Annotated in this window: 21 protein-coding genes; 11 read left to right on the forward strand and 10 right to left on the reverse strand. The window is 69.8% G+C overall.

The window, feature by feature from the left end:
- Together AOK03_RS25755 and AOK03_RS25760 are read left to right on the forward strand one after the other, a co-directional pair.
- Positions 1-822: alpha/beta hydrolase (locus AOK03_RS25755; RefSeq protein ID WP_482256237.1), on the forward strand; the 822-nt coding region annotated here is incomplete at its 5' end.
- A 489-nt stretch (positions 823-1,311) separates the two neighbouring features.
- On the forward strand, positions 1,312-2,790 hold the full coding sequence (locus AOK03_RS25760) for a Gfo/Idh/MocA family protein (protein WP_055567729.1): 1,479 nt from the start codon (positions 1,312-1,314) through the stop codon (positions 2,788-2,790).
- Between the two features lie 87 nt (positions 2,791-2,877).
- Here the strand turns inward: AOK03_RS25760 and AOK03_RS25765 are convergent, their stop codons facing one another.
- Together AOK03_RS25765 and AOK03_RS25770 are read right to left on the reverse strand one after the other, a co-directional pair.
- Complete coding sequence (locus AOK03_RS25765; RefSeq protein ID WP_208609594.1) at positions 2,878-4,479, reverse strand: peptide-N4-asparagine amidase; 1,602 nt, start codon at positions 4,477-4,479, stop codon at positions 2,878-2,880.
- Positions 4,480-4,563: 84 nt separating this feature from the next.
- A complete protein-coding gene (locus AOK03_RS25770) occupies positions 4,564-5,304 on the reverse strand; it encodes a L,D-transpeptidase family protein (RefSeq protein WP_055567731.1) in 741 nt (246 codons plus the stop codon).
- Between the two features lie 203 nt (positions 5,305-5,507).
- Here AOK03_RS25770 and AOK03_RS25775 point away from each other — a divergent pair, with 203 nt between their 5' ends.
- The 4 genes from AOK03_RS25775 to AOK03_RS25790 all read left to right on the forward strand — a co-directional run bounded on the left by AOK03_RS25775 (position 5,508) and on the right by AOK03_RS25790 (position 12,921).
- Positions 5,508-7,430 (forward strand): ABC transporter transmembrane domain-containing protein, encoded by a 1,923-nt coding sequence (locus tag AOK03_RS25775; protein WP_055567732.1) that lies wholly within the window; start codon positions 5,508-5,510, stop codon positions 7,428-7,430.
- Positions 7,427-9,208: an ABC transporter ATP-binding protein gene (locus AOK03_RS25780; RefSeq protein WP_055567733.1), complete on the forward strand. Its 1,782-nt coding sequence runs from the start codon at positions 7,427-7,429 to the stop codon at positions 9,206-9,208. Before AOK03_RS25775 ends, AOK03_RS25780 begins: the two co-directional genes overlap by 4 nt.
- Positions 9,209-9,292: 84 nt before the next feature.
- Positions 9,293-11,089, forward strand: a complete 1,797-nt coding sequence (locus AOK03_RS25785; protein ID WP_079074962.1) for an ABC transporter ATP-binding protein — start codon at positions 9,293-9,295, stop codon at positions 11,087-11,089.
- Positions 11,086-12,921, forward strand: coding sequence for an ABC transporter ATP-binding protein (locus tag AOK03_RS25790; RefSeq protein WP_055567734.1), 1,836 nt, complete (start codon positions 11,086-11,088; stop codon positions 12,919-12,921). Before AOK03_RS25785 ends, AOK03_RS25790 begins: the two co-directional genes overlap by 4 nt.
- A gap of 59 nt (positions 12,922-12,980) precedes the next feature.
- Here AOK03_RS25790 and AOK03_RS25795 read toward each other — a convergent pair whose 3' ends face one another.
- On the reverse strand, positions 12,981-13,775 hold the full coding sequence (locus AOK03_RS25795) for a metal-dependent hydrolase (RefSeq protein ID WP_055567735.1): 795 nt from the start codon (positions 13,773-13,775) through the stop codon (positions 12,981-12,983).
- A 61-nt stretch (positions 13,776-13,836) separates the two neighbouring features.
- Here AOK03_RS25795 and AOK03_RS25800 point away from each other — a divergent pair, with 61 nt between their 5' ends.
- From AOK03_RS25800 to AOK03_RS25815, 4 genes are all read left to right on the forward strand, one after another.
- Entirely contained in the window at positions 13,837-16,410 is a 2,574-nt protein-coding gene (locus AOK03_RS25800) for a DEAD/DEAH box helicase (RefSeq protein ID WP_208609595.1), read from the forward strand.
- Positions 16,411-16,456: 46 nt separating this feature from the next.
- Entirely contained in the window at positions 16,457-17,359 is a 903-nt protein-coding gene (locus AOK03_RS25805; RefSeq protein ID WP_055567736.1) for an acyl-CoA thioesterase, read from the forward strand.
- Between the two features lie 28 nt (positions 17,360-17,387).
- Positions 17,388-18,578: a winged helix DNA-binding domain-containing protein gene (locus AOK03_RS25810; protein ID WP_055567737.1), complete on the forward strand. Its 1,191-nt coding sequence runs from the start codon at positions 17,388-17,390 to the stop codon at positions 18,576-18,578.
- Between the two features lie 176 nt (positions 18,579-18,754).
- Complete coding sequence (locus AOK03_RS25815) at positions 18,755-19,264, forward strand: tetratricopeptide repeat protein (RefSeq protein ID WP_055567738.1); 510 nt, start codon at positions 18,755-18,757, stop codon at positions 19,262-19,264.
- Positions 19,265-19,297: 33 nt separating this feature from the next.
- Here the strand turns inward: AOK03_RS25815 and AOK03_RS25820 are convergent, their stop codons facing one another.
- A complete protein-coding gene (locus AOK03_RS25820) occupies positions 19,298-20,284 on the reverse strand; it encodes a DUF6397 family protein (protein WP_055567739.1) in 987 nt (328 codons plus the stop codon).
- A 110-nt stretch (positions 20,285-20,394) separates the two neighbouring features.
- Positions 20,395-20,808 (reverse strand): roadblock/LC7 domain-containing protein, encoded by a 414-nt coding sequence (locus AOK03_RS25825; RefSeq protein WP_055567740.1) that lies wholly within the window; start codon positions 20,806-20,808, stop codon positions 20,395-20,397.
- A 114-nt stretch (positions 20,809-20,922) separates the two neighbouring features.
- On the opposite strand from AOK03_RS25825, the gene AOK03_RS25830 reads away from it, so the two are divergent.
- Positions 20,923-21,351, forward strand: a complete 429-nt coding sequence (locus AOK03_RS25830; RefSeq protein WP_055567741.1) for a PPOX class F420-dependent oxidoreductase — start codon at positions 20,923-20,925, stop codon at positions 21,349-21,351.
- Positions 21,352-21,420: 69 nt separating this feature from the next.
- Here the strand turns inward: AOK03_RS25830 and AOK03_RS25835 are convergent, their stop codons facing one another.
- From AOK03_RS25835 to AOK03_RS25855, 5 genes are read right to left on the reverse strand one after another with little or no spacing between them, the layout of a single operon-like run.
- Positions 21,421-22,026: a GTP-binding protein gene (locus AOK03_RS25835; protein WP_055567742.1), complete on the reverse strand. Its 606-nt coding sequence runs from the start codon at positions 22,024-22,026 to the stop codon at positions 21,421-21,423.
- Positions 22,007-22,420, reverse strand: coding sequence for a DUF742 domain-containing protein (locus AOK03_RS25840; RefSeq protein WP_055567743.1), 414 nt, complete (start codon positions 22,418-22,420; stop codon positions 22,007-22,009). Before AOK03_RS25840 ends, AOK03_RS25835 begins: the two co-directional genes overlap by 20 nt.
- A 19-nt stretch (positions 22,421-22,439) precedes the next feature.
- Positions 22,440-22,874: a roadblock/LC7 domain-containing protein gene (locus AOK03_RS25845; protein ID WP_055567744.1), complete on the reverse strand. Its 435-nt coding sequence runs from the start codon at positions 22,872-22,874 to the stop codon at positions 22,440-22,442.
- Positions 22,871-25,507 carry a sensor histidine kinase gene (locus AOK03_RS25850; RefSeq protein ID WP_055567745.1) on the reverse strand — a complete coding sequence of 879 codons (2,637 nt, stop codon included), beginning with the start codon at positions 25,505-25,507 and terminating at the stop codon, positions 22,871-22,873. The genes AOK03_RS25845 and AOK03_RS25850 overlap by 4 nt, the downstream gene beginning before the upstream one ends.
- A 58-nt stretch (positions 25,508-25,565) precedes the next feature.
- Positions 25,566-26,339 (reverse strand): MHYT domain-containing protein, encoded by a 774-nt coding sequence (locus tag AOK03_RS25855; protein ID WP_055567746.1) that lies wholly within the window; start codon positions 26,337-26,339, stop codon positions 25,566-25,568.
- Positions 26,340-26,363: the final 24 nt, after the last annotated feature.

Consider the following 26,363-nt stretch of genomic DNA (forward strand, 5'->3'; position numbering starts at 1 on the left):
GCGACCGGTGCCGCGGCACCGAACGAGGCGACGGGACAGAGTGCGGCGCCTTCGTCCAAGGCCACCAGGACAGTCCGCTACGACCTGGGCAACGAGGCCTGGCACCTGCCACAGACGGGTGAACCGGGCGAGCTGACCGGGGTGGTGCACTACCCCGCCGACCTGGGCACGGGGCGGCATCCCCTGATCGTGATGCTGCACGGCTTGCACGACACCTGCGCCGATCGGAAGGCCGCCGCGGCGCGCACCGCCGCCGAAGCCAGTGGGGACGATGCCGCGTACGAAGCCGCCAACGCCAAGCTGGCCGCCTGGCCGTGTGCACCGGGCACGCCCGCCCTGCCGAGCGAGCGCGGATATGACTATCTGGGCCGCAAGCTGGCCGCTCGGGGGTTCGTCGTGGTCTCGCTCGGTGCCAACGGCATCAACGCCTCCTGCGTGATGGGGGATGACAATGCCGCCGCACGGGCGGATCTCATCAACCGGCATCTGCGCATGTGGCAGCAGCTCAGCTCCAAGGGCAACGGTGAGCTCACCGGGAAGTTCACCGACCCGGCGACCGGAGCGGCGCGACGCGTCGGCTTCGCCCACCACGTGAACATGGGCAACGTGGGGATCATGGGGCATTCCAGGGCGGGGGCCGGGGCCACCTGGCAGGCGGCTGACAACCATCGCGGGAAGTGGCCCAAGGACGTCACCGTCAAGGCGGTGGCAGCGCTGGCGCCCGCCTACAACGTGATGACGGAGGACATGTCGAACTACGCGATCGCGAAGACCCCCCTTCGCCGTCTTCCGGGGAACATGCGACGGACAGGTCGGCGGTGAGGCGCTCTCGTTCGCGGCCGACGCGGCCAAGGGGAACCGGAGCGGCTTCCACCAGTTCTCGGTCCGCGGCGCGAACCACAACTACTTCAACACGCAGTGGTCGCCCCAGAGCGGTCAGGTCGCGGCCTTCGACGACGCCACGCCGGTGAAAGGACATCCCGGGCAGTGCACAGACCGTGAGGGTGGAGCGCCGGTCAGGCAACTGACCGAGCCGCAGCAGCGCCATGTCGCCGCCACATACCTCGGCGCCTTCTTCCGCCGCTACCTCCTCCGCGACACCGGACAGAACCAGGTACTGAAGGGTGCGCGGTTTCCCGACGCGGCCATCACAGATGTGCACGCCACCACCGCTGCTCCCTGAACGACCGCACCCCTCGATAAATCCAACTCCTCGGCACCTCCTGTCTCTTGCGCCCCGGTCCCACCCCCGACCAGGGTGGCTCTCGCCCCAGTGGTAGAGCCCAGCCGCCATTCAGCTACGGAGGTCCGATGCACGACGAGAACGTCACACCGAACCCTGAAGGCACCACCCCGGACGACGGCACCGAGAGCAGGGCGGGTGACGGTCATTCGCGTCGCACGGTGCTCCGCACGGCGGGACTCGCCGGCGCGGGGCTCGGAGTCGGCGCCTTCGCGAGCGGCACGGCGCACGCCGACGCCTCCGGCTCCGCGGCCACCGGGGCCGACGCCACGGTCGACACGGCGAAGGCACCCGCCCGCAAGGGCGGCACCATGATCGGCGTGCCGTTCCAGCGCCGCTCGACGGTCCGGGTCGGGATCATCGGACTCGGCAACCGCGGCGGCAGCATGATCGACCTGTTCCTCGCGATCCCCGGCGTCCGCGTCGTCGCGCTCTGCGACCCGGTCAAGGACAAGACCGCGGCCGCCGCGAAGAAGGTGACGGCCGCGGGCCAGCCCGCCCCGGCGACGTACACCAAGGGCGAAAACGACTACGAGAACCTGTGCAAGCGCGGCGACATCGACTTCGTCTACGTGGCGACGCCCTGGGACTTCCACTTCGCCATGGCGAAGACGGCGATGCTCAACGGCAAGCACGTGGGCGTGGAGTGTCCCATCGCCCTGCGCCTCGACGAGCTGTGGGAGCTGGTCGACCTCTCCGAGCGCACCCGCAGGCACTGCATGCAGCTGGAGAACTGCTGCTACGGCAAGAACGAGATGCGTGTCCTGCGGATGGCGCACGCGGGCAAGTTCGGCGACCTGCTGCACGGCGCCGGAGCGTACAACCACGACCTGCGCGGCCTGATGTTCGACCCCGATTACTACGAGGGTCCGTGGCGGCGCCTGTGGCACACCCGGCTGCGCGGCGACCTCTACCCCAACCACGGCTTCGGCCCGGTCGCCAACTACATGGACGTCAACCGCGGTGACCGCGCCACGCACATATCCAGCTTCGGCACGCCCTCCCTCGGCCTCGCCGAGTACCGCAAGGAGCACATGCCCGCGGGCGACCCGAGCTGGAAGGAGACGTACATCGAGAGCGACCGCACCATCAGCCTGGTCCAGACGGCGAAGGGCCGGGTGATCCGCCTCGAACACGACGTCAGCACGCCCCACCCGTACAGCCGCATCAACAGCCTGGGCGGCACGCGGGGCGTCTTCGAGGACTATCCGGAGCGCATCTACATCGAGCCGGACCACACGAACGACGAGTGGGGCGACTTCGCCAAGTACGCCGACTTCGACCACTGGTTGTGGAAGGAGCACGCCAACCCGCCCGGCGGGCACGGCGGCATGGACTACATCATGATCTTCCGTCTGATGCAGACCATGCAGCTCGGCCTGGTGCCCGACTTCGATGTGTACGACGCCGCCACCTGGACGGCCCCCGTGCCGCTGAGCCATCTGTCGATCAAGGCGAAGGGCGCGCCGCAGGCCATACCCGACTTCACCCGCGGTCTGTGGAAGAAGGAGCGGCCGGGAATGGACTCGGAGAAGCCCAAGGCGTAGGGGCCATGACGTAAGGCACCAAGGCATAAGGGACTTGGGAAGGGCTCGGTGGTCGTCGCACTCGCGTCACCACCGAGCCCTTCCAGGTCAGCAGTTGCGGCGGTCCTGCGTCAGGATTCCCTGCACGGTGGCGATCGTCCGGTCGTAGCAGCCGGTGTCGCCGATCAGCCGGTAGCGCTCGCGCGAGGTGCCCACGGCGTGCCGCTGATCGCGCGGGACGTTCGCCGTGTACGTCGCGTCGCCGTCGTAACGGTCGTCCAGCACGGACCAGCCGGTGCGCCGGTCTCCGCTCTTCGTGACGCTCTCGGCGCGGTCGCCGAGCGAGATCTTGGTGCGCAGCCGGTCACCGGCGCCGAGCGTCGTCGTGCCGTCCATGGTGTACGTCCGGTCGGTGCGCACCGACCGGTGGCCCGTCGTGACCGTCTCCCGGTCCGTCCACCCGGCCTTGAGCGCGTCCATCGACTCGCCCTCGGTCCAGCGATGGACGGACGTGTTCCGAAGGCTTCGGGTCACGGTCGTCGCGACACGGCCGTGCGAGGTGTTCACGTACCCCGACACGCTGAGCCGGTGGCCGCCCTCCGTGTCCAGCCGGTGCGCCTCCTCCCCCGTCCCGGGCGTGTACTTCGACGTGTTGGCGGGCGTGCCCTCCTTGTGGCCGGTCAGCCTGCCCGTGACGCGGTCGCTCTTCTCGTCCTGCCAGACCAGCACGTTGACCGGCGTGCTCCAGCCGGCCTGCGCCTCGGGGACGCCGACGACGGAGACCTCCACCTGGTGCGGGCGGCCGTCGTTGAGGACGCTCGCGAAGGGGGTCAGGTCGTACTCGATGGGCTTGATGTCGAAGACACGGGGCCCCGGGACGACGTACCAGAGGAAGGGGTTGGACCAGCCGCCGGTCCAGACGGGCGGGAACGGCGCGGCGATGCCTGCCAGTTGTCCGTCCACCTTGACCTGCACCTCCCGGTAGGGGCCGTGGTCGGCCTTGCAGGAGTAGGGCGCGGCGTCCGGCACGGTCAGATACCAGTACTCCTCGCAGCCGCCGCCGGAGCCGGTGGCGTACACCTCGGCGACGATGCGTTCGCTGTTGCGCGGGGTCGTGAGGGTGGTGCTGCCCTTGGTGTCCCCGAGGGGGATGACCCGGTCCGGCGTGTTCGTGGACTTCTGCGGCGCGTAGAACGTCAGCGTCGCCTTGACGTCGATGATGCCGGTGTACGTGTCGTTGACGACGTTCCCGATGAGCATCTCGACCTGCCGGCCGCGGCTCAGCGTCTCGCGGTAGCGGGTGACGTCCTTCTCCACGGACCAGGTGATGCCGTCGACCGACGGCTCCGGGGTCGATGTGCGCAGAACTTCGACCCCGCCGATGCGGAGGTATCCGAGACGGTCGTACTGCCGCCCCTTGACCTTCCCGTCGAGGCGCAGGACCACCTTGCCCCAACGCCCCTTGCCGCACTTCGTCGGAGGCGTGTAGTCGCCTTTGTACGGCGTGAAGTCCTTGAACTGCGCTTCGGCGACCGTCACTTCGCAGGACTTGGTGTGCGGTTTCGATACGGGCGGCGCGGCAGTGACCGGGTCGTGCCAGTCGTCACCGAACTCCGCCGGGGGCGTGTCGGCCGTTGCCGGTCCGGCACCGAGGAGGGTGCTCGCCCCGAGGATCGCCCCGGCGAGCATGGACATGACGCGTCTTCTCATGGGGGATTTCTATGGGCAGTCGCCGATCACCGCAATGCCGGCAACCGCCACACCAGCAACCGCAGTGGTACTGCCCGGCGGCCCTCACGCCTCCAGGTTCGCCTTGTCACCCATGACCACGACCGGATGCTGCTTCGGGTCGAGCGTGCGCAGGAGGTACTCCATGCCCGGCTTCGACAGGCTCACACAGCCCGACGTACCGCTGCCGTGGTCCATGTGCAGCCAGATGCTGCCGCCCTTGGACTGGCCCTGCGGGCGCGTCGGGTCGTTCGGCGGGGTGCCCTTGGCACGGTTGTAGTCGATGGCGATGACGTAGTCGAAGTCGTGCCAGTGCGTCTTGGGCCAGTAGTGCGGGGCCTGCATGGACGCCGACTTCGTGTACGGGAACTTGGCGCCCGGGTCCGCGAGGACGCCCCCGGCGTCGGTGAGCGTGAACACGCCGACCGGGCTGCGCTTGTCGTTCTCGCGGTGGTCGGTCGTCCAGCCCTTCTTGCCGTTGTGCGCGGGCCAGCTGCGGGCCTTGTCCCAGGTGGTGTCCTTGTCCCCCGACTTCGTGTAGAGCACGACGGTGGACTTCGCCGAGTCCTCGCCGTCGCCGTAGACCGCGACGACCTGACGGGCCTGCTCGGGGATCTTGGACTGCAGCCGGTCGCCCACGTCGGGGATGCGCCGAAGGTCGACGGCCCCGGCCTGGGCACGCTTGCCGTGGTCGGCACCCGCGTCGTCCTTCTCCGAGCCGTCGTCGCCCCCGCCCGCGCAGGACGTCAGAAGGACACCGCAGGCCGCTGCCGCGACCACCACTCGCACCGCACCTGCTATTCGCATCCGTCCATGGTCGCACCCGGCCCGCGGAACCCTCGCCAAGCCCCGCGGCACACGCCGGGACCGGGCCGATTCTTTACCTCAGGGCGGAAAACCGTTTGCCTCGGACCACCGCGCGAGGCGAACCTTTCACGGTTTGTAACCGCCGTCCGCTCCCACCGTCACCTCGCCGGAGCAACGGCCGCCGCACCGATTCCTGGGACGTCATGCAGATTCGCGACCTTCCGTTTCCCGACCCCGGTGTCCCCGATGCCCGGTCGGGGCCACGCTTCCTGCTGTGGCTGGGCCGCAACCAGCTCGGCGGGCAACTCAAGTCCCTCGCCTGGGGCCTGCTCCACTTCGGCGCCATCGCGGGCCTGCCCTACATGGTCGGCGTCGCCGTCGAGGCCGTGCTCGACCGTTCCGGCGGGCGGCTCGCGCTCTCGGGCGCGCTGATCGGCCTCCTCGGCATCGCCATCGCGGTGGGCGACACGATGCTGCACCGCACCGCGGTCACCAACTGGATCACGGCCGCGGCGCGCGTGCAGCAGCTCCTCGCCCGCAAGACCGCCGCGCTCGGCTCCGCGCTCACCCGGCGCGTCGCCGCAGGCGAGGTCGTGGCCGTCTCCACGGGCGACGTCGAGAAGATTGGATGGTTCGTGGAGGCACTGTCGCGGTTCGCGGCTGCCGCGCTCACCGTCGTCCTCGTCTGTGTCGGCCTCGTCGTGTACCAGCCCGCCCTCGGCGTCATCGTCGCCGTGGGCATCCCGGTGCTCGCTCTCGCCGTCCTGCCGCTGCTGCCCCGCGCCACGCGCCGGGCGGACTTCCAGCGCGAGAAGGCGGGGCGGGCCACCGAACTGGCGTCGGACACCGTCGCCGGGCTGCGCGTGCTGCGCGGCATCGGCGGCGAGGAACTCTTCCTCGACCGCTACCGCAGCGCGTCCCAGGAGGTCCGCACGGCCGCCGTGCGCAGCGCCCGGATGTGGGCAGTGATCTCGGCCATTCAGGTCCTGATGCCGGGGCTGCTGCTGATCGCCGTCGTCTGGCAGGGGGTGCACCTCGCCCGCGAGGGGCGGATCACGGTGGGTGAGCTCGTCACCGTCTACAGCGCCATCATGATCCTCAACTATCCGCTGCGGCACTTCGAAGAGATCGCCATGGCGTACTCCTTCTCTCGCCCCTCCGCGAAGCGGGCGGCCCGCGTGCTCTCCCTGCAGCGGACGGCCGAGCCTGCGGGATCGCGGGACGCGGAGCCTTCGGGTGCGGCACCTGTGGGCGCAGAACATGGGAACGCGGGCGCCGAGCGTGATCGCTTCGGTACGACCGGGTCCACGGAGGCGCAGCCCTCGTCGGACGGCTCGCTCACGCCCACCGGAGACCTGTACGACCCGGCAACGGGGCTCCTCGCCCCGGCCGGACGCCTCACCGCCGTGGTCTGCGGCGATCCGGACGAGGCAGGACGCCTCGCCGAACGGCTGGGGGGACATCCCGCCTTCGACGAGGCCGCGGGCCTGCCGTCCGTACGCCTCGGCGACGTCCCCCTGGACGACCTGCCGCTGGCTGCCGCACGAACCGCCGTCCTCGTCCAGGACAAGGACCCCATCCTCCTCTCCGGAACGCTCCGTGATCTCCTCGACGTCCCGGCCTCGGGAGCAGTCAGCCCCGAGGAGGCGCTGGACGCGGCGCAGTGCTCCGACGTCCTGGACGCCCTTGCGCAGGCATCGCTGGACGACGACCCGATGGCCGCCCACCTCACGGAGCGCGGCCGCTCCCTCTCCGGAGGCCAACGCCAACGCCTCGCGCTGGCCCGCTCCCTGGTCACCGACCCCGAGGCACTGGTACTCGACGAGCCGACCTCTGCCGTCGACTCGCACACCGAGGCCCGGGTCGCCGACGGTATCCGGCACCTGCGCGCAGGACGCACCACCGTGGTGCTCACGTCGTCGCCGCTGCTCCTCGACCGCGCCGAACGCGTCGTCTTCCTGGCCGACGGCGAGGTCACGGCGGTGGGCGCGCACCGCGAACTGGTGCACACCGAGCCGCGGTACCGCGCGGTCGTGACGCGCGAGACCGACGCGGAACGCATCGCCGCGGACGCCCGGGCAGACACGCACACCCTGACCGATTTCGACATCGAGGAGACGGCATGATCGGCCTGGCGCCCCCGGCATACGATCCGGCGGCCCCCACGACGGCGGAGACCCTCCCCGTCGGTTCGGCCGCGACCGTGCGCACGTACGTACGCGAACTGTTCCAGCGCCACCGCCGGTCCTTCCTCCTGCTCATCCTGGTGAACACGCTTGCCGTCGTCGCCTCGATGGTCGGCCCCTATCTGCTCGGCGACCTGGTCGAGAAGGTCTCGGACGGCGCGCGTGACCTCCACCTGGAACTCACCATCGCCCTGTTCGCGACGGCGCTCCTCGTGCAGGCCCTCTTCGTACGTGAGGTGCGGCTGCGCGGTGCGATGCTCGGTGAGCGGATGCTGGCGGATCTGCGGGAGGACTTCCTCGTCCGGTCCATCGGGCTGCCGCCGGGTGTCCTCGAGCGGGCCGGCACCGGCGACCTGCTCTCGCGCATCACCACGGACATCGACCGTCTCGCCAACGCCATGCGCGAGGCTGTGCCGCAGCTCGCCATCGGCGTGGTGTGGGTGGCTCTGCTGCTCGGCGGGCTCGTCGTGACGGCGCCGCCGCTGGCGCCCGCCGTACTCGTCGCCGTGCCGCTCCTCGTCGTGGGCTGCCGCTGGTACTTCAAGCGGGCCCCCGCCGCCTACCGTTCGGAGGCCGCCGGATACGCCGCCGTGGCCGCCGCCCTCACCGAGACCGTCGACGCGGGCCGGACGGTGGAGGCCCACCGCCTCGGCCGTCGCCGCATCGAGCTGTCGGAACGCCGCATCAAGGAGTGGACCGCGTGGGAGCGGTACACCCTCTATCTGCGGTCGGTGCTCTTCCCGGTCATCAACTTCACGCACACGGCCGTGCTGTGCTCGACACTGATGATCGGCGGGGTCTTCGTCCTCCAGGGCTGGATCGGAGTGGGGCAGCTGACCACGGGCGTCCTGATCGCCCAGATGCTCGTCGACCCGCTGGGCATCATTCTGCGCTGGTACGACGAGCTTCAGGTCGCCCAGGTGTCGCTGGCCCGGCTCGTCGGTGTGCGTGACATCGAGCCGGACGCCGGCGACTCCTCCGTGGCTCCGGACGGGCGCCATGTCCGCGCCGACGACGTGCACTTCGGCTACCGCGCGGGCGTCGACGTGCTCCGCGAGGTGTCTCTCGCCGTCGAACCCGGTTCGCGTGTCGCCCTCGTCGGCCCTTCGGGCGCGGGCAAGTCCACCTTGGGCAGGCTCCTCGCCGGGATCTACGGTCCGCGCACCGGTCATGTCACCCTGGGCGGCGCCGCACTGTCGGCGATGCCCGCCGAGCAGGTCCGCGCACATGTGGCCCTGGTCAACCAGGAACACCACGTCTTCGTGGGCTCGCTGCGCGACAACCTGCTCCTGGCCAGGACCGGGGCCCGGGACGCCGAGCTGTGGGCGGCGCTCGGCGCGGTCGACGCGGCCGACTGGGCGCGCGGCCTCGACGAGGGGCTCGACACCGAGGTCGGCTCGGGCGGGTTCGCGCTGACGCCCGCGCAGGCCCAGCAGATCGCCCTGGCGCGCCTTGTCCTCGCCGACCCGCACACGCTGGTTCTGGACGAGGCGACATCGCTCCTCGACCCCCGAGCGGCGCGGCACCTGGAACGCTCCCTCGCCCGCGTGCTGGACGGCCGCACGGTCGTGGCGATCGCCCACCGGCTGCACACCGCGCACGACGCGGACGTCATCGCGGTGGTCGAGAGCGGCCGGATCGCGGAACTGGGCAGCCACGACGAACTGGTGGCGGCGGACGGTGCCTACGCGGCGCTGTGGCGGTCCTGGCACGGGTAGGAAGGGACGCCTGCCGAGCGTGTGGACGGCGAGCGACACCCGGTGTCCTGATGTCGCTCGTACGGGGGTAGTTAGGGTACGAGAATGACTGCACCCTCCACGAATACCGGCGCCCCCGACCGGCGCGGGCCTGCCCGTTACCTCTGGTGGGTGATCGTCAGCCAGCCGCAACGCATCGCTCTCGGTGCCCTGTTGGGCAGCGTATGGATGGTCTGCCTCACTCTGCCCCCATACATCCTGTCGCGGGCCATCGACGACGGACTCCGGCCGGGCAACCGAACCGCCCTGATGGGCTGGTGTGCGGCCCTGTTCGGCATCGGGCTCCTCAACGCCTGGCTGGCGATCATGAGGCACCGCACCATGACCCGGATCCGGCTCAACGCCTACTTCCGTACCGTGCGTGTCGTCGTCGACCACGCGACCCGACTCGGCGCGGCGCTGCCTCGCCGGCTCTCGGCCGGTGAGGTCGTCACGATCGGTCACTCCGATGTGAGAGTGATCAGCCAGACCCTCACTGTGACGGGGCCCGGTGTGGGTGCGGTGATCGCCTACTTCGTGGTGGCGGCGCTGCTGCTGTCCGTCTCCGCGCTGCTGGCCGTGGTCGTCCTGATCGGCGTGCCCCTGCTCGCCGTGCTGATCGGTCCTTTCCTCGGCCGTCTGCAGGGCGCCGAGACGGCCTACCGGGAACGTCAGGGCACACTCGCCGCGATACTCAGCGACCTCGCCGGCGGTCTGCGTGTCCTCAACGGGTTGGGCGGCAAGGGGGTGTTCGCGGCCCGTTACCGCGAAGGGTCGCGTCGGCTGCGGGACGAGGGCTACCGGGTCGGGTCGAGCATGAGCTGGGTCCAGGCCTTCGGGCTCGGGCTGCCCACCCTGTTCCTGGCCGCCGTGACCTGGCTCGCCGCACGCATGGCCGCCCAGGGCACCATCACGGTCGGCGAGTTGGTGGCCGTCTACGGCTACGTCGCCGTTCTCGTCCTGCCGGTGACGTTCCTGATCGAAGGCGCCTACGACATCGGCCGAGGCCTGGTCGCCGCGCGGCGGGTCGTGGACTTCTTGAACCTGGCTCCGGGTGAATGGGAGTCCGCCCCTCGTACGGAGCCGGTGCAGGGTCCGAAAGAACCGTCCGTGCTCCGTGACCCGCTGTCCGGTGTGGAGGTCGTACCCGGACTCCTCACCGCGCTCGTCAGCACTCGTGCCTCCGACGCCGCGGACGTCGTCGACCGTCTGGGCCGGTTCGCTCCTTCCCCTGCCACCTGGGGAGCCGTGCGCCTCGACGCCGTCGCCCTGGACGAGGTCCGCAGCCGGATCCTGGTGGCGGACAACGAAGCCGACCTCTTCGCCGGTACGTTGCGCGCGGCCATCTCCGGTCGATGCGCTCCGGACGAGGAGGCCATTGCCCATGCGGTCGACGCGGCCGTGGCCCGTGACGTCGTCCTCGGCCTGCCGGACGGGCTCGATGCCCCGCTCGACTCCCACGGCCGCAACCTGTCCGGTGGCCAGCGTCAGCGTGTCCGCCTGGCTCGGGCCATCCTCGCCGACCCCGAAGTGCTCTTGGCCGTCGACCCCACATCGGCGGTCGACTCCCACACCGAGGCGAACATGGCGGCCCAGCTCCGCGCCGCCCGCAAGGGCCGCACCACCCTCGTCACCAGCACGTCTCCCCTCGTACTCGACCAGGCCGACACCGTGTACCACCTGGTCGACGGCCGGGTGACCGCGATCGGCAGCCACGCCGACCTCCTCGCGGCCGACCCTGACTACCGGCGCCTGGTGTCGCGCGGCACCACCGAGGACGACCAGGCGGAGGAGCAGCGCACAGCACAACGCCCCACACTCCCTGACCCTGCTGCCGAGCCGAGTCATGAGGCCCTCCGATGACGTCGACCCACCGAGGCCCCGCTGCCGAAACACCCGCATCCGGACAGCTGCCCGTCGCCGACCGCCGCCAGGTCCGCCGCGCCGCCGTCCACCTCATCCGGCAGGACACCGGCGCCTTCATCACGATGATCGCTTTCAATGCGCTCGCGGCGGCAGCAGGCCTCGCAGGTCCCTGGCTCCTCGGACGCATCATCAACACCGTCAAGGACGGCGGAGGCGTCGACGCCGTCGACCGCCTCGCCCTGGGCATCCTGGCCGGCGCACTCGCCCAGCTCGTCCTGGCTCGCCACGCCCGCTACCTCGCCCACCGCTTCGGCGAGCGGACCCTCGCCCGCATTCGTGAACAGTTCGTCGACCGGGCGCTGGCGCTCCCCGCCTCCGTCGTGGAACGGGCCGGTGCGGGAGATCTGACGGCCCGCGGCACCACCGACGTGGCGACCGCCGGACAGATGCTGCGCGACACCGGACCCGATGTGTTCGTCGCGGCCGTGCAGGCACTGTTCATCCTCTGCGCGGTCTTCCTTCTCGACCCTCTGCTCGGTGTGTGCGGCGTACTCGGCCTCAGCGGTATCTGGTTCGCCACCCGGTGGTACCTGCGTCGTGCACGATCCGCGTACCTCGAGCAGGGCACGGCACACTCCGCACTGGCAGAGGTGCTCGCGGCGACCGCCTCCGGAGCACGGACCGTCGAGGCCCTTCGCCTGCGCGAGCGCCGTGTCGCGGACAGCGAGGCGGAGATCGAACGGTGCGTCACCGCCCACGACCGGACGCTGTTCCTGCGCAGCGTCCTGTTCCCCTCCATCGACGTTTCGTACGCCGTCCCCGTCGTCGCCGTGCTGCTCCTCGGCGGAGTGCTGCACGAACAGGGCTCCCTGAGCCTCGGCACCGTGGTCGCCGCAGCCCTGTACCTGCAGCAGCTCTCCCAGCCCTTGGACACGATCCTTCAGCAGGTCGAACAGCTGCAGAGCAGCGGCGCCTCCTTCGCCCGCGTCGAGGGCCTCGCCGTCGCCCCCAAGGGACCGTCCGATCCCTCCGGGCCCACCGCCGAGAACGAGACCGCCCCAGTCCCCTCCCTCGACGGTGCTCCCGAGAACGACCGCATCGAGGTTCAGGGAGTGCGCTTCGCCTACGACCGCGGGTCCGATGTCCTGCGCGGAGTCACCCTTTCCGTGCAGCCTGGCGAGCGCCTCGCGATCGTCGGGCCCTCGGGGGCGGGCAAGAGCACGCTCAGTCGTCTGCTGGCAGGGATCGACACTCCCGTCGACGGAACGGTGACCGTCGGCGGCGTACCCATCGCCGATCTGCCCCCGGACCGGCTGCGCCGGCAGGTCGTCCTCGTCACCCAGGAGCACCACGTGTTCCTGGGCACCGTCCGGGACAACCTCCTGATAGCGGCGGAGACCGCCACGGACGCCGAGCTCGGAGCAGCCCTCACCGCAGTCGGCGCCGACTGGTCGCAGAGCCTGCCGGACGGTCTCGACACGGAGCTCGGCCCCGGAGGCCACCGGTTGCACGGGGCGCAGGCCCAGCAATTGGCGCTGGCCCGCGTCGTGCTCGCCGACCCGCACACGCTGCTCCTCGACGAAGCCACCGCGCTTCTGGACCCGACGACAGCACGGCACACGGAGCGGGCTCTGGCCGCGGTCCTCCAAGGACGCACCGTCATCGCCATCGCCCACCGTCTGCAGACGGCCCACGACGCGGACCGCGTGGCGGTCATGCAGGACGGCCTGGTGACCGAGCTGGGTCCCCATGAGGAGCTCGTCGAAGCCGATGGCGTCTACGCCGCGCTGTGGCACTCCTGGCACGGTGAACAGCCGGGCCCGTCGTGAGCCAGGGGCAGCGCGGCCGCCCTGCGGACGGAGGTGCTCCCCATAGCGAGGGAGCCCCGTCAGATGAAGTTGAGCGCGGCCGCGCCGCCCACTCCTCCGAGCAGCATGAACACCGGCATCAGCACCTTGAGCTCGATCCAGCTCCCGGCCCGGAACCGCAGCGCCTTCGGCGGCCCGATCGGGTACCAGCGCTTGCGGCCGATGGGGATGGGCCACAGGATCGGGCACCCGGAGACAGTCAGCGCGTCTCCGATGTCGTGCACCAGGGCACCGAGCACGATCGGCAGCCCCAGCCACAGGTACTCCTGGCCGGGCTCGGTGAACAGCCAGTCCGCACCGTTGCCCGGCTTGTCCAGGACCCCGGCGAGGATCCAGGCGCTCGTCGCGGCGAGCAGCCACACGAGGACATCGCTGCTCGACCCGCGGGCGGCCCGCCACAGCAGGCCCTCGATGGCCAGCACCATGTGGACGAAGAGGATCCCGAGCACCGCCCAGCGCCCGCCGAAGATCGCCAGGGCTGAGGTGCCCGCTCCGATCAGCACCGCCCACAGCCAGGTGTGCGTGAGCGTACGGTGCCCGCCTGAGCGGCGTGGGTCCCCCTGTTTGCGGGTCGCCTTGTAGACGGCGTACGAGAGTTTGTCGACGATTTCGCACAAGCCCCGGGAAAGGGGCCCGAAAGCTCTGGAGATCGTCGCCGACTTGTGGTCGAGGTCGGGCGCGAGCGCCGCTCCTGCGCAGATCAGAGCCCCTACGAGGAGGACCGGCCAGGGCATCGTGTGCCCCGCGGCCGCTGCGGCAGCGCCGACCCCGAGCCAGGCCGCCGCTCCCGACAGTGAGTGTGCCGGTCCCATCATTGTTCTTGCCCGCCCCATTTCGATTGGTCTGACGCCCCGTCGGCGACACAGCGTAGCGTTCGTGATCTTCGTAGGGACCTCCGGTTCCCTGATCGAGTGGGAAGGAAGGCAAGATGGGGGTGTGACCCTTATCGATCAGCTGCCGCCCGACGCCGACCCCGATGCCCTCTTCGAAGCCTTCTCGTCGTGGGCCGAGGACCAGGGCATCACTCTCTACCCGGCCCAGGAGGAGGCGCTGATCGAGGTGGTCTCCGGGGCGAACGTGATCTTGTCCACGCCCACCGGCTCCGGCAAGAGTCTGGTCGCGGCGGGAGCCCACTTCACGGCGCTCGCCCAGGACAAGGTCACCTTCTACACGGCGCCCATCAAGGCTCTGGTGTCGGAGAAGTTCTTCGACCTGTGCAAGCTCTTCGGCACCGAGAACGTCGGCATGCTGACGGGCGACGCGTCCGTCAACTCCGACGCCCCCGTCATCTGCTGCACGGCCGAGGTGCTGGCCTCGATCGCCTTGCGGGACGGCAAGGACGCAGACATCGGCCAGGTCGTGATGGACGAGTTCCACTTCTACGCCGAACCGGACCGCGGCTGGGCCTGGCAGATCCCGCTGCTCGAGCTTCCGCAGGCGCAGTTCATCCTCATGTCGGCGACGCTCGGCGACGTCTCCATGTTCGAGAAGGACCTGACGCGCCGCACCGGCCGCCCCACCTCGGTCGTGCGGTCCGCGACACGCCCGGTGCCGCTCTCGTACGAGTACCGGCTCACGCCCATCACCGAGACGCTCACCGAGCTCCTGGAGACCAAGCAGGCGCCGGTCTACATCGTGCACTTCACCCAGGCCCAGGCGGTCGAACGTGCGCAGTCGCTGATGAGCATCAACATGTGCACGCGTGAGGAGAAGGACAAGATCGCCGATCTGATCGGCAACTTCCGCTTCACCACCAAGTTCGGCCGCAACCTGTCCCGCTACGTGCGCCACGGAATCGGCGTGCACCACGCGGGCATGCTGCCCAAATACCGCCGTCTCGTGGAGAAGCTCGCGCAGGCCGGGCTCCTCAAGGTCATCTGCGGCACGGACACCCTGGGCGTCGGCGTCAACGTCCCGATCCGCACCGTGCTGTTCACCGCCCTCACCAAGTACGACGGCACCCGTGTCCGCACACTGCGCGCGCGGGAGTTCCATCAGATCGCCGGGCGTGCCGGGCGAGCGGGCTTCGACACGGCGGGCTTCGTGGTCGCGCAGGCACCCGAGCACGTCATCGAGAACGAGAAGGCGCTGGCGAAAGCCGGCGACGACGCCAAGAAGCGGCGCAAGGTGGTCCGCAAGAAGGCACCCGAGGGCTTCATCGCGTGGTCCGAGAGTACCTTCGAGAAGCTCATCGCCTCCGAGCCGGAGCCGCTGACCTCCCGCTTCCGGGTCACGCACACCATGCTTCTGTCCGTGATCGCCCGGCCCGGCAACGCCTTCGAAGCGATGCGTCACCTCCTCGAGGACAACCACGAGCCGCGCAAGCAGCAGCTCCGGCACATCCGTCGGGCCATCGCGATCTACCGCTCCCTGCTGGACGGCGGCGTCGTGGAGAAGCTCGACGAGCCGGACTCCACGGGCCGAATCGTGCGCCTGACCGTCGACCTGCAGCAGGACTTCGCGCTCAACCAGCCGCTGTCGACGTTCGCCCTCGCCTCCTTCGAGGTCCTCGACCCCGAGTCCCCCTCGTACGCCCTGGACATGGTGTCCGTCGTCGAGTCCACCCTCGACGACCCGCGTCAGATCCTCGCGGCCCAGCAGAACAAGGCACGGGGAGAGGCCGTGGCGCTGATGAAGGCGGACGGCGTCGAGTACGAGGACCGCATGGAGCGGCTCCAGGACATCACGTACCCCAAGCCCCTGGAGGAGCTGCTCTTCCACGCGTACAACACGTACCGCACGAGCCACCCGTGGGTCGGCGACCATCCGCTGTCCCCGAAGTCGGTCATCCGCGACATGTACGAACGGGCGCTGACCTTCACGGAGTTCACGTCCTTCTACGAGCTCGCCCGTACCGAGGGCATTGTGCTGCGCTACCTCGCCGGCGCGTACAAGGCCTTGGAGCACACCATCCCGGACGACCTGAAGTCCGAGGACCTGGAAGACCTGATCGCCTGGCTCGGCGAGATGGTCCGGCAGGTCGACTCCAGCCTCCTCGACGAGTGGGAGCAGCTGGCCAACCCCGAGGTCATGACGGCCGAGGAAGCCCAGGAGAAGGCCGACCAGGTCAAGCCGGTCACGGCGAACGCCCGCGCCTTCCGCGTCCTGGTGCGCAACGCGCTGTTCCGCAGGGTCGAGCTGGCCGCCCTCGACCACGTCGAGGAGCTGGGCGAGCTCGACTCGGAGTCCGGCTGGGACGCGGATGCCTGGGGTGAGGCCATGGACAAGTACTGGGACGAGTACGAAGATCTCGGCACCGGTCCCGACGCCCGCGGCCCCAAGCTGTTGCTCATCGAGGAGGATCCCGAGCACGGTCTGTGGCGCGTCCGGCAGACCTTCGCCGACCCGAACGGCGACCATGACTGGGGCATCAGCGCGGAGGTCGATCTCGCCGCTTCCGACGAGGAGGGCCTCGCCGTCATCCGGGTCACGGACGTCGGTCAGCTCTGAGGGCCCCGAGGATCCGCGTGCCCCGGACAGGAGTCGAGGAACTGCCATGAACAATCCCGCCGACAAGTTGGTCGATCTGCTGGACCTGGAGCAGATCGAGGTCAACATCTTCCGGGGCCGCAGCCCGAACGAGTCCTTGCAACGTGTGTTCGGCGGGCAGGTCGCCGGCCAGGCCCTGGTGGCTGCGGGCCGCACCACTGAGGGCGACCGCCCGGTGCACTCGCTGCACGCGTACTTCCTGCGCCCGGGGCGCCCGGGCGTGCCGATCGTGTACCAGGTCGAGCGGGTCAGGGACGGGCGCTCCTTCACCACGCGCCGCGTCACCGCTGTCCAGCAGGGTCGCACCATCTTCAACCTCACCGCCTCCTTCCATCAGCCCGAGCAGGGCGCCTTCGAACACCAGCTGCCGCCGCGCCTGGCAGCTCCCGCCCCGGAGTCGCTGCCGACGGTCGCCGAGGAGATCAAGGAACACCTCGGCGCGCTCCCCGAGCAGTTGGAACGGATGGCCCGACGCCAGCCGTTCGACATCCGCTATGTCGACCGGCTGCGCTGGACCGCCGAGGAGATCAAGGACGCCGAGCCGCGCAGCGCGGTGTGGATGCGTGCCGTAGGACCGCTGGGCGACGATCCGCTCGTGCACACGTGCGCGCTGACCTACGCGAGCGACATGACACTCCTGGACGCCGTCCGCATCCCGGTCGAACCGCTCTGGGGCCCGCGCAGCTTCGACATGGCATCGCTCGACCACGCCATGTGGTTCCACCGCCCCTTCCGCGCCGACGAGTGGTTCCTCTACGACCAGGAGTCCCCGATCATCACGGGGGGCCGCGGCCTCGCCCGGGGCCGTATCTACGACACCGAGGGACGCCTCCTGGTGTCGGTGGTCCAGGAGGGGCTGTTCCGTCCGTACGGGGAGCACCACATGGACGGTCCGACAGCCGGCGCGTGACCGGCGCAGGCACTGGACGGGGAGCGCGATGCGACGGATTGATGCGGCGGAGCGGCGAGCGCGGCTGGCGCTGCGCCATCGGCTGACGGCGGACACCAAGTCGGACGATCCGGTCGAAGTGGCGCGGTCCGTGCTGGCCCTGCACGGCACGGACCCGTCGTCCGTGTACGTCGGCGCCTGGGCGCGCATGCGGGACGGCAGCGTGGCGGATGTGGAGCGTGCCCTGTATGAGGATCGGTCGCTGATCCGTCTGATGGGGATGCGACGCACGGTCTTCGTGACGTCCCTGGATGTGGCCCCGGTTTTGCAGGCGGCCTGCTCGCGCGCCGTCGCTGCTCGGGAGCGCCGCCTCGTCCTGAAGATGCTCACCGAGTCCGGTGCAGCGGATGACGCCGCCGGGGTGGAGGCTTGGCTCGCGCAGGCGGAGGATGTGGCGCTGCGGGCTCTCAAGGGGCGCGGCGAAGCGACGGCGGCCGAGCTTGCGAGCGACGACCCACGGTTGGCGACCGAACTGGTCATGGCGCGCGGCAAGAGCTACGAGGGTCGGCAGAAGCTGGCCAGTCGGCTCCTTCTGCTGCTCGCCGCCGAGGGACGCGTGGTGCGTGCAAGGCCTCGTGGCACGTGGACGTCCCACCAGTACCGCTGGGCGCCACTCACCGACTGGTTTCCCGATGGGCTCGCCGACTGGGACACCCAGGCGGCCGAGACGGAGCTTGCCCGACGGTGGCTTCGCGCGTTCGGTCCGGCCACCGCGGATGATCTGCGCTGGTGGGCCGGGTGGACCAAGACCCAGACGAAGCGGGCGCTGACCGAACTGCGCCCCGTTGAGGTCGACTTGGACGGAGTCCCTGGGGTGCTGCTCCGCGACGACACCGAGGAGACGTCTCCCCCTGCCCCTTGGGCGGCTCTGTTGCCGGCGCTCGACTCCACCCCGATGGGCTGGCAGTACCGCGGCTGGTTTCTCGGGGAGCACGGCCCGCGCCTCTTCGACAGGAACGGCAACATCGGCCCGTCCCTCTGGTGGAACGGTCGCATCGTCGGTGGCTGGGCCCAGGACAGTACGGGCGAGATCGTGTGCAGGTTCCTCGACGATGTGGGCGCTGATGCGCGGGCCGCGGTGCAGGCGGAAGCCGAGCGCCTCGCCGTGCGGCTGGGGTCCGTACGGCTCACTGCTCGCACCAGGGGCCGGACGTGGCTCGAGGACGAACTGGCGGGCTGAGGACCGCAGGGCAGGCACGCGGTGGTATTCGACGGGCATCTGGGTCTCCGTTCGGGATATGTTCCGGACACGCACACCCGCATGGGCAAGAGGCCAGGAGCGGGTACAGGTGCGGGCGTGAGCTGGGCTGACAGCACGATCGGCACGGCTGCGCATGCTTCGAAGGGGACGGGGAATTGAGCGGGCATTCGGCTGTGGACAGGGATCGGCTGCTGGCGGAGGCCGTGCGGCTTCGCGAGACGGGTCGGCGCGAAGAGGCCAGGGAGCGACTCGTCGCCCTCTCTGCAGAACTTCCTCTGGATGCGGAGGTGTCGTACCAGGCCGCGTGGGTCCACGACACGCTCGGCCTGGAAGCCGAAGCCGTGCCGTATTACGAGCGCGCCCTCGCCGGGTCGGGACTGTCGGACGACGACCGTCGCGGAGCACTTCTGGGCCTGGGCAGCACCTACCGAATCCTGGGGCGCCATGAAGAAGCCGTGGCCACCCTCAGGGGCGGGGCAGCAGAGTTCCCCGACGACGGCGGACTCAAGACGTTCCTGGCCATGGCCCTGTACAACATCGGCCGGACACACGACGCCATGGAAATCCTTCTGACGCTGCTCGTCACCACGACCAAGGACCCAGAGATCGCGGGTTACCGTCCCGCCATCGAGGAGTACGCCAAGGACCTGGACGCGACGATGTGATGGCATCGTCGCGGATCGGACGGCCCGTACCGCCTACGGCCTCCGGCGACGCAACCACTTCATCAGGCCGCGCGGCTCATGCACAGAATCAGAGGCAGAAGCCATGGCCACGGCCGCGGCGGTTGCTGGGGACGGGGCCGCTCCTGTGTCTGTCGCCGCGGCGTCGCTCGGGGACCTCCATTCCATCGCGGGAGTGACCGGTTCGGGGGCAGTTCGTGGTGCCGGTCGCGGCGCAGGGCGTTCTGCGCGGGCCTGAACGAGACCGATCAGGAGGCTGGAGCGCAGCCATCGGATCTCGTCGGGGTCGTCCGCCGTCATGATCTTCTCCACGATGTGCGCTCCGGGTGAGTCCGATCCGCCCTGGCTGCTGCGGGGCACGGGCCTGAGCCGGTTGAGATAGGCACGTTCGTAGGGGTCCCTGACGATCTCCGCGATCTGGACCGGGTCGAGCAGCGAAGCCATGGTCGCGGCGCGCTCCCATGCGTCCTCCGACTGGCGCAGCAGAAATCCGGCGTGCCGCCCCCGCCAGTTGCGTGCTCGCAGGTCCTGGCCTTCTTGGAGCTGCCCTCGCATCGTCTCGGGCATGCGTCCCTTGAGGAGTGCGCCGTGAAGTTCGGATTCAGCGAAGTGCTTCAGCTCCTCGGCGAGATATTGCCAGACGACGGCCCTGTACCGATTCAGGTAGAACTTCACGGGCGTCAGGAATCCGGCGCGGGCGAGTCGGGTGAAGCGAGCCGAGCTGATGTGCATGAGCTCCGCGCCCTCCGCGGTGCCCACAGCTCTGACGCCTTCGCGCAACGCCTCGACACTGCCGTCACTCCCGCGCACGCGGTCGATCTCTTCCCGGGTGACGCGGCGTCGGCCACCCGGTGTCTCCCCGACCGTCCGGATGCGCCCGAGCATCACCGCCAGGTCGAACTCCCCGCGCTTCAGGCCCAGTTCTCTGGCTGCCCAGCCCGGCGTGACGGTCGGCCGGGCGGTCGTCGCCCCGACGTCTTGCGTGATGGTGTCACCGGTCATGGTGGCTCTCCCCCGTGAGATGTGATTGCTCTCGGGAAAAACCGTAGACCGATCACCACGATCCGCGTTGAGCCTGTGGATAACTCTTGACGTGACAGCGTCAGTGCAGGTCAGAGGTCCACGACCGGAGTGCGCTCCGGCTGCCGGGCGTCCACGCCGAGGTGCTCTCCGACACGGTTCACGAGCAGCGTCATCTCATAGGCGACCTGGCCGATATCCGCCTCCGCCGAGCTCAGGACGCACAGGCAACTGCCGTCGCCCGCCGCGGTGACAAAGAGAACCGCGTCGTCGAACTCGATCATCGTCTGCCGGACGTTACCGGCGTGGAAGTGGCGCCCTGATCCCTTGGCGAGACTGTGCAGCCCCGATGAGACCGCAGCCAGATGCTCCGCGTCCTCTCGCTTCAAGTCCGAGCTCGCGCCCGTCACCAGGCCGTCGTTGGACAGCACCAGCGCGTGTCGTACGTGTTCCATCCGCTGGGTCAGGTCGTCCAGCAGCCAGCCGAGCCCCGTGCTCTGCCCCATGTTCCCGTCTCCCCGTGTCCGGTCCCCCTGGCTGGAGGATCTGATCCGCCTGGCTGGAGGATCTGACCTGCCAGCCTTCCCCACGACCGGCGCCCCGGCAAGCATGATGAGGACATGGCACAGAAGATGACCGATGACCAATGGCGGGCGTTCGTCTCACACGGCACCCGCACCGGCAAGCTCTCGACCGTCCGGGCGGACGGCAGCCCGCACATCGCGCCGATCTGGTTCCTTCTCGATGGGGACGACCTGGTCTTCAACACCGGCAAGGAAACCGTCAAGGGACGCAACCTCGCACGGGACGGGCGGGTGGCCCTGTGCGTCGACGACGATCAGCCGCCGTTCGCGTTCGTCGTGCTGCAAGGGCGCGCGGAGCTGAGCGAGGACGTCGACCAGCTCCAGCACTGGGCCGGCCGGATCGCCGCACGCTACATGGGCGAGGACCGCGCCGAGGAGTTCGGCAAGCGCAACGGCGTCGCTGGAGAGCTCCTGGTCCGCGTGCCGATCGGCAAAGTACTCGCGTATGCCGGAGTCTCCGACTGACGAATCCACGCCACGGATGTCGCCGCGATGGGGCTCATGCGCCCCACCCACCGCTCGTCAGCTGATGGCTCATCCGACGGAGTCGAGCAGCCGGGCCGTGTGGAACCGCCCGGCGTACTCGACCAGCCGTACCAGCACCTCCTTCCCCGAATCGCGATCGCGGGCGTCGCACAGCACCACGGGCGTTCCGCGGTCGAGGTCCAAGGCTCGTGACACTTCTTGCGCGCCGTACGCACGTGCGTTCGCGAAGCAGTTGACCGCCACGACGAACGGAATCTGTCGGTGCTCGAAGTAGTCCACGGCGGGGAAGCAGTCCTCGAGCCTCCGGGTGTCCGCGAGGACCACGGCACCGAGGGCACCTTGTGACAGCTCGTCCCACAGGAACCAGAACCGGTCCTGCCCCGGAGTGCCGAACAAGTACAGCGCCAAGCCGGACCGAATGGTGATGCGGCCGAAGTCCATGGCCACGGTCGTCGTGGTCTTCCGGTCGACGCCCTCGATGTCGTCCACCGACTGGCCCACCTCGCTCAGCAGTTCTTCGGTGCGCAGCGGGCGGATCTCACTCACCGCGCCGACCAGGGTGGTCTTTCCCACCCCGAAGCCGCCCGCGACCAGAATCTTCAGCGCCATGGCCGTTGTGTCGGCGCCCACGGCGTCAGAGTGCTCGGAGCCCATCGATCACCTCTCGGAGGATCTTTTCGTCGGGAAGCTGTGCGGGCGGCACGGGTCTGCTGACTCTGACGCACCCCATCTCCAGCAGGTCGCCGAGGAGCACCCGGACCACGCCGACGGGCAGGTCCGCGCCCGCGGCGAGCTCGGCCACGGACTGCGTCTCGCCACGGCACAGTTCGATCAGCGCACGGTGTTCGGGGCCGAGTGCCGTGCTGTCGCCGGGTCCTGGAGCACCCTCGTCCAGCGTCACGAGGGCGATCAGATCGAAGCGGACTCCACGGGGTCCCGGCCTGGTCCGTCCACCCGTCATCGCGTAGGGCCGGACGAGTGGACCGGCTTCGTCGTCGTACCACTGGCTGCCCAGCTGCTCCGGGCAGCCGTTCGTGTCCTGCGTCATGGGTACCACCGGCCCTCGGTCATCCGACGGCCGGCGGTCGCTCCGCGAAGCGCGCCGGAGTGGAGAGGTGCTCGCCCACCCGCTTGACCATGCGGGCCATCTCGTACGCCACCAGGCCGATGTCGGCTGTCACCGCAGTCAGAACGGTGAGGCAGGAGCCGTCGCCCGCGGCCGCCACGAACAGGAATGCGTCATCCATTTCGACCATGGTCTGGCGCACGCCCCCCGCACCGAAGTGTCGGCCCGCGCCCTTGGCGAGGCTGTGGAAGCCCGAGGCCACGGCGGCGAGGTGCTCGGCATCCTCGCGGCTGAGGGCAGTCGACGCGCCGACCGGCAGTCCGTCGTTGGACAGCACCACGGCGTGCCGCACCTCGCCGACGCGCAGCACCAAGTCGTCCAGCAACCAGTCGAGTTCGCCGGTCCGTCCGGTGGGGATGCTCTGGTCCTGGATCATGCGGGATCTCCTTCGATGCTGTCACTGCCCGGTACGGGCCCCGAAGGTGCGGGGGCCGAGCCGCCGGTGCCCGGGAGCCGACCGCCCCCGCGTGCCCAGCCGTTGCGATAGGCGGTCATGCGGTCGCGCACCTGCTCCGGACTGCGCTCGCCCCTCCCGGTGTCTGCTGCCTCACCACCGCTGTTCGAGGGGTGGCATTCGCGCAATTGCGGGGCGAGGCTCGCCTGGCGTACTCGACGCGGCAGGGCGTTCGCGGCGTCCTGCGAGGTGTCCTCGGCATCGGCACCGGCGACGTCGAGGGCGCCGGTGTGTGTGGGCGGCGCGCCCGGGTTGTCGGCGGCGTCCCGGCCGTGGTGCAACCGCAACGTGGTGACACCGGGTGGCGCCGGGGCTTCGACCGCGGCGGCCAGAACGGGGCGGGAGGAGGCGTCCGGAATGGAGTGGGCGTTCATGTGTTGGCCTGTCGTTCCCTGCACGCGCGCGTGCTCCTTGGCGAGGGCGGCACCACGCGCCAAGAGGCGGGCCTCGCCGGTGTGGGCCTCTTGGCTGTCCGCTGTGCCGCTGTGCAGGAGGGCCGTGGGCAGCAGCACGACCGCAGTGGTCCCTCCGTAGGGGGACGTGCGCAGATGCACCTTGATGTCGTGGTGTGCCGCGAGCCTGCTGACCACGAAGAGGCCGAGTTGATCGTTGTCGAACAGGTCGAGAGCCTCGGACTGCTCGACGCGACGGTTGGCCTCCACGAGCATCTCCTTGCCCATGCCGAGCCCGCGGTCTTCGATCTCCAAGGCATAGCCGTTGCCCACCGGCTCGCCGCTTACGCGGACTTTGGTGTGTGGGGGCGAGAACTGGGCGGCGTTCTCAACGAGTTCGGCCAAGAGGTGGGTGAGGTCGGCCACCGCGGTCCCGACGACCGATGCCTCCGGGAGTTGTCGCACCTCCACGCGCGCATAGTCCTCGACTTCGGAGACTGCCGCGCGCACGACGTTCGTCAGGGAGACGGGCATCCGCCAAGCCCGGCCGGGTGCGGCTCCGGAGAGGATGATCAGGCTCTCCGCGTGACGCCTCATCCTGGTGGTCAGGTGGTCCAGCCTGAAGAGGTCGCTGAGCTCGTTGGGGTCGTCGGCCCTGCGCTCCATGCTGTCGAGCAGGCTGAGCTGACGGTGGACGAGTACCTGGGTCCTCCGGGCCAGATTGACGAACACTCCGGAGACGCCGCTTGCGAGCTGCGCACGCTCGATCGCGGCGCGCAAGGCCGCTCGGTGGACCGTGCCGAGGGCTTCGGTGACCTGTCCGATCTCGTCCTCCGCAGGTGGCCCCGGCGGTGCCTCGGCGCGGATCTCGATCTCTTCGCCCGCGCGCAACCGGTGCATGGCGTGCGGGAGCTTCCGTCGTGCGATTTCAAGGGCTCCGTTACGAAGGCTCACCAGCTCGACGACGAGGCCTCGCCCGATGCGTACGGAGATGACGAGTGAGGCGGCGACGGCTGCCAGTCCGAGGAGAACCGCGGCCCCCGCCGGGGTGAGCACCCCGTGGGTGAAGGGGTCGGCACGGTCTGCGGCACCTCGGTCCGCCCCCTTCTGGATCGCATGGAGCTCGTCCCTCACCGCCGTGTAGGACCCGTCCCAGGTCTGCGCCGGGACCGCGGCGAGGGCCTTTCGGCCGGGCTCGGCCACAAGGACCTTGTCCTCGGCTGCACGAACGTTCCCGTACGCCCTTGCCTCCTCGAGTTCGCGCCAGGCCGCTCGCTCAGGACCGCGCAAGTCCTCCACGGCCGTTTCGGTCAGGGTCCGGCGTGTGTCGACGGCGCCGGTGAACAACCGCAGCCGCTCGCCGTCCAGGCCGCCGGACTTCCGGGCCGAGGCAAGCACTACGTCCTCGCGGGCCAACATTTCGCCCGCCCTGGAGAATTCGAGCAGCACGCGCGCGTGGGACCCCTGCGTGGCACCCTGCATGCCGGTCAGGGCACCGCACACCGCAAAGGCCTGGGAGATCGTCCTCGTGTACTGGCCGTACGCCGTGTCCCAGCCCGTCCGCCCGTGCAGCACTTCGCCGCGCAGGGATCCCAGTCCTTCGGCTCCGGCCACGAATGCTTCCAGTCGGTCGGCCACCCCTTCGGGGAGCCCCGCTCCTGCGGCGACGGTCTGTTTCTCCCCCAGGCGCAGTTCGGCCACAGCGCGGTCGGTCCTCCTCGCCTGCCGCTCCAACGCGTCCCTGTGGCGGGCTCCGGGGTCGACCGCGTGGCGTACGGCAGCGACGCGTTCGGCTTGGAGTGCTGCGACGGCTGTTTCGACCGGGCCTCGCACATCGGTGTCGGCACGGTGCACCTGCCGCAGGCGCGCCACGTCCTGCGCCGTACTGACGGTCGCGTACCCCCATAGGGCGAGCAGCGAGATGACCGGCACCATCAGCAGACAGACGATCTTGGCCCGCACGGTCCGGGGACGCAGCCTCCACCACCCCGCGCGCGTTGAGCCCGTGTTCGTCGGAGGTCCCGCGAACTGGTCCTCTCGGTCCGAGCGTTCGTCGGCGGGCGGGCCTGCATGGGCACGGCGGCCACGCGCCGGGTGCTCCGGAGATCGAGGCCGAGGTGCGGCGCCTGCGGCGGGATCGGGGGTGCTTCGGGTGGTGTCCATGGCCTCCTCGCTCGGTTTGCTGCGGGTGGGGGGTGTCCCGGCCGTACCCGGGGCCTCTTCAGGAAGCGACACCATCCACCGGTCGCTGGGCCGAAACGGAGGCCTCACGCTCGCCCCTGGTCGGGGACAGCGCCACGAAGGCCGAGGTCAGGAAGAGATAGGACCCGAGGCCGACTGCGAGGGGAAAGATGAACTGCATCGTGGCGGCTCCGGACAGAGCGGCATCGGAGGGGGTCACGCGCACGCTGACCGCGAGCATTCCGGTGTAATGCATGCTTGTCACCGCGCCACCCATGACCAGGGAGGCCACGGCGACCGCGAGTGGGGACTTGATGTTGAGACCGGCCCACAGGGCTGCGGTCGCCGCGACCACCGCGATGACTACGGAGAGCCCGACGAGTAAGGGGTCGTACCGCACGTCGCCGTGGAGGCGCAGCGCCGCCATCCCGAGGTAGTGCATGCTCGCGACGCCGAGCCCCGTGGTGAGCCCGCCCAGCGCCAGGGCTCCCCTTCGATCGCGGCCGTATCCGACAGCGAAGATACCGGCGCCGACGACAGCCATCGCAACCAGGAGGCTCAGGAAGGTCAGGGGCACGTGGTAGCGGATCTCCGTCCCGGTGACGCCGAAGCCGAGCATGGCGACGAAATGCATCGTCCAAATGCCGGTGCCGATGGCGGAGGCGGCGGTGATGAGCCAGTTGCGCCGCGATCGGCCCGAGGTGCCCAGGGCGCGGACGGTGCAACGCAGCCCGAGTGCGGCGCCGATACAGGCCATCGCGTACGACAGCACGGGGGTCAGCCAGCCGAAGGTGGCGTGGTCCAGGTGTCCCATGGCCCCGGGACGCTAGTCCGACGG

Source organism: Streptomyces atriruber, assembly GCF_001418325.1.
Taxonomy (GTDB): domain Bacteria; phylum Actinomycetota; class Actinomycetes; order Streptomycetales; family Streptomycetaceae; genus Streptomyces; species Streptomyces atriruber.